Genomic DNA, 8,769 nt, shown 5'->3' with positions numbered 1-8,769 from the left:
ACGCGCCAGGTCTGCGTGCCGAGATTGACCGCGAATCCGAGCGGCTCACGCTGGTCCGTCAGCGGATCCGCCAGCTCGAAATGCAGCAGGATCGGCAGGTGCGTAGCGGCGCACAACCCGACATGGCACTGCTCGCACAGCTCGCGGGCATCGGTGCCGTCAGCGCGTGGACCCTCGTCAGGGAACTGTTCTGCTGGCGGCAGTTTCGCAACCGCCGCGAACTGGCCGGCTGTCTGGATCTGACGCCGACACCGTACGCCAGCGGCACCAGCGAGGTCGAACTCGGTATCGGCAAGGCAGGCAACCGGCGATGCCGCTGGCTGATGGTGGAGCTGGCTGCGCCTGCAGCCCGGCGAAAACTTACCGCTGACTGACGAATGATAGATGAAGGCGCGCAGACCGTCAGTGCTTAGCTTAGGATTGCACAGTCGTTGCTACATCCGCGCTGAACCCTATGAAGAAATTTTAAGCTTTGTCATGAGAGAGTGCGTCATTAACTCGGCGGTATCCGTTCGCTCGGTATTAGACGGAGGGACTCAGGTTCGGCATGGCGTTCTCCAGTATGTCATCTGGTAGAGCAGGTTCCGACCGAGATGATGAAGGACGATCGGCTTTCACTGGACAATCAATTGACGTTGACGATTGCTCCGAGCCGGTATCTTAATAAGACTGTATAGCGCGTGCAATGCACTCGTTTTTAGGTATGCGAAAGAAATGAGTGCGGAGGAGACCACAAAGTGCACCCCGTAGATGCCCCCCAGAATGACCAGGGACTGCACAGCCTGCTTTCCATCGCCGCGCTTCACGGCGTCGCCGCGGATGAGGCGCAGTTGCGTCACAGGTTTGGCGGTGATCCGTTCAACCAGCAGACCATCTTGCTTGCCGCCCAGGCGATCGGCCTGAAGGCCCGGGCTGTGCGGCAGGACCCGAGTCGTCTGCACATGGTACCGCTGCCGGCAATCGCCCAGGACACCCGCACCGGCGGCTTTTTCGTGCTCGCTCAGTGCCGCCAGGCGGCAAACCAGTCCCAGCAGTTGCTCGTCCAATACCCGGGGGACCCTCCCAAGGTACTCACCGCCGCCGACTTTCTCGCCATCTGGTCCGGCACGCTCATCCTGCTCACGAGCAAGGTGGCGTTCGCAGCCGAAATGGCCAAGTTTGACTTCACCTGGTTCATCCCGGCCATTGCAAAATACCGTCGCGTGCTTGGCGAGATCCTGGTCATTTCACTGGTGCTCCAGGTCATCGGACTTGTCACGCCGATGTTCTTTCAGGTCGTGATGGACAAGGTTCTAGTGAACCACGCATTGAAAACGCTGGATGTAATCGCCATCGGTCTTGTCTGCGCAACCATTTTCGAGGCTGTACTCACGGGAATCCGATCCTGGATATTTTCCCATACCAGCAACAAGATTGACGTTGAACTCGGTGCTCGCCTGTTCCGCCACCTCGTTGCACTCCCCCTGTCCTACTTCCATGCGCGACGGGTCGGCGATTCGGTTGCCCGGATTCGCGAACTCGAGAATATGCGCTCGTTTCTCACTGGCAATGCGATGACGCTGGTGATCGACTTGCTGTTCTCTGTCGTGTTTTTCGCAGTCATGCTCCGGTACAGCCCGCGCCTTACGCTTATCGTCGCGCTGTCAATACCCCTGTACATCCTGCTGTCGGTACTGTTCACACCGGTCATCCGTACTCGCCTGAACGACAAGTTCAACCGGGGCGCAGAGAATCAGTCCTTTCTGGTGGAAACCATCAGCGGCATCGATACCGTCAAGTCCATGGCAGTTGAGCCGCGCTGGATCCAGAACTGGGAACAACAGCTAGCCGGCTATGTCAGCGCCGGACAATCGGTGAACAACGCCATGACGTTCGCCAACGGCGGTATCACACTGATCAGCAAGCTGGTAACCGCCGCCATCATGTGGGTTGGCGCGCTGCTCGTTATCGACAAATCGCTGAGCGTGGGTGAGCTCGTGGCGTTCAACATGCTTGCCGGACAGGTTTCCAGCCCTATCCTGCGGCTTGCCCAGCTCTGGAATGACTTCCAGCAGGTGGGCATCTCTATGAGCCGCCTGGGCGATGTGCTCAATGGCCGCCCGGAAGTGGCCGGACAGAAGACGCGTCTGCCACGCCTCTCCGGTGCAATCGAATTTGACCAGGTGGCGTTCCGTTACCGTCCGGACAGCGCGGACGTGCTGCGCGGTGTCAGCCTGAAAATCGCACCCGGGCAGGTAATCGGGATCGTGGGTCGCTCGGGCTCCGGCAAGAGTACCCTCACGCGACTTGTCCAGCGGCTGTATGTACCCAACCGAGGGCGGGTGCTTATCGACGGCCAGGACATTTCCGTCATTGATACGGCATCGCTGCGTCAGCAGGTCGGTGTGGTTCTGCAGGAAAACGTCCTCTTTAACCGCTCGGTGCGCGAGAACATCGCGCTCGCCAACCCAGCGCTGCCCGTTGAGGTCGTCATCGAGGCGGCGAGGCTTGCGGGCGCCCATGAGTTCATATGTGAACTCCCCGAAGGTTACGACACCATCGTCGGTGATAACGGCACCGGGTTGTCCGGCGGGCAGCGGCAGCGCATTGCGATTGCCCGCGCCCTGATCTCAAACCCGCGCGTTCTCATCTTTGACGAGGCGACCAGTGCGCTCGACTACGAGTCGGAAAAAGTCATCCAGGACAACATGAGAGCGATCTGCAAAGGACGTACGGTTCTGATCATCGCACACCGGCTGTCCGCCGTACGCGAGGCGAACCAGATCGTGGTCATGGAACGCGGCGAGGTCGCAGAAGCCGGCACCCATGAACAGTTGCTCGCCAGACCCGATGGTATCTACGCACACCTATTCTCGCTGCAGCAGGGAATTGCGGAGACACAGTCGTGAATATTCGTTACCGCATCCAGGCCGTATGCCAGTTGCTCGGGCGTTACTGGCGAATCTCGCGCCACGCCTGGCAGCAACCCCGCCACCCTGGCGACGGGCTTTTCAAAAGCCACGAGGCGGAATTCCTTCCAGCAGCACTGGCATTGCAGGCGCGCCCGGTATCGCCTGCTGGCCGCTGGGTTGCACGCGTCCTGATCCTGTTGGTTGTCGCGATCGTTGTCTGGGCCACCATTAGTCGGGTCGACATTGTGACTACCGGCCAGGGCAAGATAGCCTTCAACGGAGAGACGAAGACCATCTCGGCGACGCAGATAGCCAGCGTACACGCGCTGCACGTCACGGAGGGACAGCGCGTGCGTGCGGGGCAACTGCTCATTGAACTCGATAATCGCGAAACCGACAGCGAGCACGACAAGGCCGAAAGCGAGCGTCAGAACGCGGCTGTGCTGGTGGCTGTCCAGCGCGCCCTGATTGGTGCGCTCAATAGCTGTCACGCACCACATCTGCCCAGGCTCGAGGGGGTAACGGCAGAGCGTCAGCGCGACGGTGCCGCATACCTGGGAGACGCGTGGAGTGATTACACCGCCAGGCGCGCCCACCTTGAAGCCGACGTGCAGCGATATGCGGGCTCCCTGCCCGTGGCGCGCGAGCAGGAAGCAGAATATGCGGAACTGGCAAAAACCCACGACGTCTCGCGCGATGCGTGGCTGCAGAAAACACTGACCCGTATCGACATCCAGGGCGAACTGGCCCAGGCGCGCAGCGAGTTGCTGGAGGTGACTTCAAATACCCGCAAAACGGCTGAGGACAAGCTTGTTGAGGCTATCGAAAAGGAGCAGTCAGCGGCACAGGATGTACTAAAAATGGCTGCCCATCACTCATTGATGGAGTTGAAATCGCCAGTTGACGGTACGGTCCAGCAGCTGGCCGTACACACGGTTGGCGCAGCGGTTCCTGCCGCGCAACCCTTGCTCCAGGTGGTTCCGTTGCACGATCGCATCCGGTTTGAGGCCTCCATTGAAGACAGGGATGTGGGTTTCGTGCGCGAGGGGCAGCCGGCCGCAGTCAAGATCGACGCGTTCGACTACACCCGTTATGGCACGCTATCCGGACGGGTAAGCCACGTGTCACGCGATGCCATTGCGGACCAGAAGAAAGGGTTGTGGTACGCGGTTTCGGTCGAACTGGACAAACCTGAGATGAACGTCGACGGAAGAGCCGTCATGGTCACACCTGGCATGTCCGGCACCGTGGATATCCGAACCGGCTCACGACGTGTCATCCAGTACCTGCTGTCGCCCCTCATTCAGCATGGCAACGAAAGCCTGCATGAGCGTTGATGTCGGGCTGGTACCCGGCCGACATCAACGCGTTATACAGGTGCCAAACTGCGCGTAAGTATCGCCATGCGTGCCGCCAAGTCGTCCCATTAATAGGAAAAAGCAGCATATTGCAGTACTAATTCAGTGATCGTGAACAAATGCAGATTCCCTGTCGGGCGCACAGTCGCGCTGCTCGTCGTTACCGTCACAAGTCTAGCGCTTGCGAAACCCGCGATGAGCGCCGGCGTGACCGGGCTGCCCGACCTTGTGCGTGACCCGCTGCTTGCGATGCCCCCCATCATGACGACTGGCGGCGGGACGTCGGCCGACGCAGCACCCTCGACATGCGCCGACGCAATTGACATGTCGGCCCAGCTGACACTCACCGATGCTATCGATGCGGCGCTGTGCACGAATTCACAGACACAAGCCGCATGGGCGACGATCAAGGTCCAGGCAGCCCAGGTCGGGCAGGCGCGGGCAGCGTATCTGCCCACGCTGAACGGTTCCATAACCGGCCAGCGCAACGCGACCCGGTACCCGGACTTTCCCTCGTCGGGAAACAGCGTGAACGGCTACAGCACCTATCTTTCGCTGAACTGGCGCCTGTTTGATTTCGGGGAACGCGAAGCGCACCGCCACGCGACCAATGATCTGCTTTCAGCTGCGCTTGCCAGCTATGACGCAGCCATTCAAAAGACAATGGCGCAGACCATCCACGCATATTTCGACGCGCTGACCGCCCAAGGGGCGCTCGACGCGCGCGAGCAGGCGACGGACGTGGCCGAAAGGACTCTCGCTGCTGCCCGACGCCGGGAGTCTCGGGGCGTCGCCAGCCGCAGCGATACCCTACAGGCTCAGACAGCGCTGGCGCGAACCCGACTGGCGCAGCAGCGTGCGAAGGCCGACGCCGACAAAGCGATTGCCTCGCTGATTTACGTGATTGGCGCCCCGGCTGACACCGGGATCACGCTGCCGCCCGCGGTCCCGCTATTCGCGAAACGGCCCCTTCCCGAGCTGTCCGAACTGATGGCAACGGCCAAAGCGAACCACCCGGCGATTGTCGCTGCCCGCGCACATCAAACTGCAAGCGAAGACAACATCGAGGTGGAGCGCGCCGAAGGCCTGCCCACGATCGACCTGGGTGTCACCACCTACCAGAACGGCTATCCGAACCAGAGCGTCCAGTCCACCCGGTCAAACACGATTGTCGCGGGCATCACACTGACCATCCCTCTGTTCGATGGCTTCTCGCGCACCTATAAGGTCAGACAGGCTCAGGCGGAAGCTGAGCAGAGCGCCGTGCAGGCACTGGATACGGAGCATCAGGTTCTCAGCGACCTTATCAAGTCGTACGCCGATGCCAGGTCGGCCCAGGAAAACCTGGACGCGTCGGCACAGTTGCTGAACGCGGCAAAGGCATCACTGGCGTCGGCGAGCAATCGCTATGAGCATGGAGTGGCCGACATCCTTGAACTGCTATCGGCGCAGGGCGCCCTTGACGATGCGCAGCAGTCACGCGTGCAGTGCGAATCCGAGTGGAACTCGGCATACCTGAAGTTAATTGCTGATGCGGGCCAGCTTGGCATGGGCCAGATACGGAATACGGACACGCACGCCGATGTGCTGCATTAACCGCCGATCCCGCTTGTACGACATCTCGCTCACCACCGCCTGCACCGCAGGCAGCAATCAAGGAGGAACCGAATACCAAAGGAATCATTCATCCATACGTTAACAAACTGCGGCTGACTCCCGGTGTTTCGACCACCGGAGCTGTGCAGCAGCAACCGGCACTGGCACAGATTCCCTTGAAAGCCGGGGTACGCAGGCATGCCAGCACACAGGACAGTCCGCACCAGATCAAGCCCGTAGCCCATACGGCAGTTCGACCAGGTACGGCCCGGTAACACGCAAATTTTTTACGTTCACCATGATTGATCTTACCAACCCCAATTCGATCAACCAGTCCGACTTCCGGCACCTGAGCGCAGCGCAGATTGCGCAGATTTCTCCGTCGGCGATCGCTAGTTTCGACATCCAGCACTCCCTGTGGCTGAGCGCGGCCCAGACCGCGGCACTCTCGGCGCAGCAGGTGAGCGCAGTCTCGCCACAGCAGGTTGCAGCCCTCGCCCATGCCCTCTCGCTTGCGCCGGCGGCCGTCGCCGGCCTGAGTGCCGCCCAGGTTCCGCTGCTCAGCATCAACTGGAAGAGTGCGAGCGCAGCCTGGCTCAACGCACTCTCGCCTGCCTCTTTCGCTGCCATTCCTGCGGCAGGCATCAGCAAATTCTCTCTTGCAGCCATTCAGGGGCTGGACGCGGCCGCCGTTCGCGCGATGACACCGTCGCAGGTTGCAGCCCTTGCGCAACCCTTCAAGCTCACGCTTTCGGCGGTTGCCGGTTTTACAGCCGAGCAGATTCCCCTGCTCGCCGGTAACTGGCACAATGCGGGCTCAGCCTGGCTTAACGCCCTGTCACCTGCCGCGTTTGCCGCGATTCCGGTCGCGGCCATCAAGCAGTTCTCCACTGCCGCTGTCCAGGGACTGGACGCGGCGGCTGTGAGCGGTATGACAGCGCAGCAGATCACCGCACTGCCGCACCCCGAATCGCTCTCGCTGGACGCCGTAACTGCCCTGACTGCTGCCCAGATTGCGGCGATCCCTACGACCACATGGAGTAAGGTCAACGACACTTGGCTCAATGCCCTGTCGCCCAACGCCTTTACCGCCATTCCCCCGACGGCCTTCGGTCAGTTCAAGGCCGGGATGATCCAGGGACTCAGCGCTTCTGCCGTACAGGGCATGAACGCACAGCAGTTCGCAGCCGTAGTCGATCCCGAGTGGTTTTCGCTTTCCGTTGCCGCCACGCTGACCCCCGCTCAGCTCAGCGCAGCAACTACGCACTGGGACTCCGTCAGTGCCGACTGGCTCAATGCGCTTTCGCCTGAGGCGTTCGCCGCCATTCCGCCCGCCGGCATCAACCAGTTGTCGTTGGCAGCCTGCCAGGGGCTCGATGCGACGCATATGACCATCGCCCTGCCGGCCATGGATGCTACGCATGCCTGGTTCCTGGACTCAGCGCAACCCGGCTCGATGCTCACTTATGATTCCGTGCTCTCGGGCCTCCAGCAGCTTGGATCTGGTATCGGGACGAACGGGTTGAGCGCCGGCCAGTTCGCGGCATTCAATAAACTGCTCGCCAACGCAAAAGCGGTAAATGGTGACAACTCGTACGTGTCCTCGCTGCTCTCCAGCGTGCTCAATGGCGGCCTCCAGACCGGGGCAAGCGCGGACGAATACTCGGCCCTCGTCAACAAGTGGTTCCTCGGGATCGACGATCCGGCAATCTCCGCGAACAGCAGCTACAAGGATGTCTCCGGGCTGGCCCTTTTCACGGACTCCACCAAGCAGGCAAGCGAGCTCGTCGCACAGGGACGAATCGGTGACTGCTGGCTCATTTCGTCGCTGGAAGAAATTGCGACTGACGACCCTTCCCTGCTCTCGTCGATGATCGGTTCGAACGGCAATGGAACCTATGCGGTCCGGCTCTACGATGGAAAGAACCCGTTCTACCTTACAGTGGACGGCAACGTTGCGTCCTACGGGGCAGGCACGGCCGCAGGGAACTGGGTCGACCTCATGGAAAAGGCCTACATCGAAGCCGCGGCGGACGGCCTGCTTACGGCTGATGGACAGAAACGGAGCGCGAACAGCTACAGCATCATCGATGGCGGCCAGCCCTCCGTGGCGCTGGATGCGTTCACCGGCGGCAAGTCAGTCAACTATTCGAGCGGCGCGGCAGCCTATAACGCCGTGGCATCTGCCCTCGAGAACCACACGGGTTTGGTGGTGTATTCGTCGTTCAAAGATTCGAAGGGAGTCGATGGCAAAACCAACCTCGTGAGCAGCCACGCGTTCTCCGTCACGGGAATTGACACATCGAACGGTGATTTCATCTTCAGAAACCCTTGGGGCCCGCAGCGCAGCGGAGCGGCATGGGATTCCACGTTCGAAATCTCGGCAGCCGAACTCGACGGTGTATCGGGCAGTGGCTATTTCAGCGTGTCCACGCTGAACTCCGCGTCTGGCCCGGCCACCGACAGTAAAGTAATGAGTTCGAGTGCGTCGGCGCGCCAAACCGACGTGGCCAGTCTCGTGCAGGCGATGGCAACCTTCAATGTACCGCCCGCGGCGAGCCTGACAGGGACTTCGGGCATCAGTCCGCAAACGCCCGGCGTCGGACTCGTCAGACCGCACTGAGCGTCAGCACTGCCCGCGTACGCATCGGTACGCGGGTGGTCCAGCAACGTGAGGACGCCGCGCAATTATCGGCCATTTGCCTGATCAGAAAGTCCTCGATCTGTCCCAGTTGCAGCGGCTACGTGTCCGGGATTATCGCAACGGCAGCGTTTTCCAAGCGCTATACCTTCGACTCATGCATCTGAGGCCGCGACCGCTAAACAAAAAATCCTCTGCAATATGTCATCGTAAGGACTCTCCGAAGGGATGCGTTCAGGGACTTTGGGTTAGCTCCTGACGGTTCAACGTTTCCGGCTATATA

Annotated in this window: 5 protein-coding genes; all 5 read left to right on the top strand. The window is 60.7% G+C overall.

Going from position 1 to position 8,769, the window contains the following annotated elements; all coding sequences use genetic code 11:
• A partial coding sequence (locus BMI01S_RS34845) for a transposase (RefSeq protein ID WP_042292438.1) occupies positions 1 to 374 on the top strand: 374 nt, incomplete at its 5' end.
• A 363-nt stretch (positions 375 to 737) separates the two neighbouring features.
• Positions 738 to 2,888 (top strand): type I secretion system permease/ATPase, encoded by a 2,151-nt coding sequence (locus BMI01S_RS34840; protein WP_028232838.1) that lies wholly within the window; start codon positions 738 to 740, stop codon positions 2,886 to 2,888.
• Positions 2,885 to 4,228: an HlyD family type I secretion periplasmic adaptor subunit gene (locus BMI01S_RS34835; RefSeq protein WP_028232837.1), complete on the top strand. Its 1,344-nt coding sequence runs from the start codon at positions 2,885 to 2,887 to the stop codon at positions 4,226 to 4,228. Before BMI01S_RS34840 ends, BMI01S_RS34835 begins: the two co-directional genes overlap by 4 nt.
• A 216-nt stretch (positions 4,229 to 4,444) precedes the next feature.
• Positions 4,445 to 5,845 (top strand): TolC family protein, encoded by a 1,401-nt coding sequence (locus BMI01S_RS34830; protein WP_244145472.1) that lies wholly within the window; start codon positions 4,445 to 4,447, stop codon positions 5,843 to 5,845.
• 298 nt (positions 5,846 to 6,143) lie between these two features.
• Positions 6,144 to 8,468, top strand: coding sequence for a C2 family cysteine protease (locus BMI01S_RS34825; RefSeq protein ID WP_028232836.1), 2,325 nt, complete (start codon positions 6,144 to 6,146; stop codon positions 8,466 to 8,468).
• Positions 8,469 to 8,769: the final 301 nt, after the last annotated feature.

The organism is Paraburkholderia mimosarum LMG 23256 = NBRC 106338, from assembly GCF_000739815.1.
GTDB lineage: Bacteria > Pseudomonadota > Gammaproteobacteria > Burkholderiales > Burkholderiaceae > Paraburkholderia > Paraburkholderia mimosarum.
The sequence above is the reverse complement of the archived record's forward strand: the minus strand, read 5'-3'. Positions and strand labels throughout refer to the sequence as shown.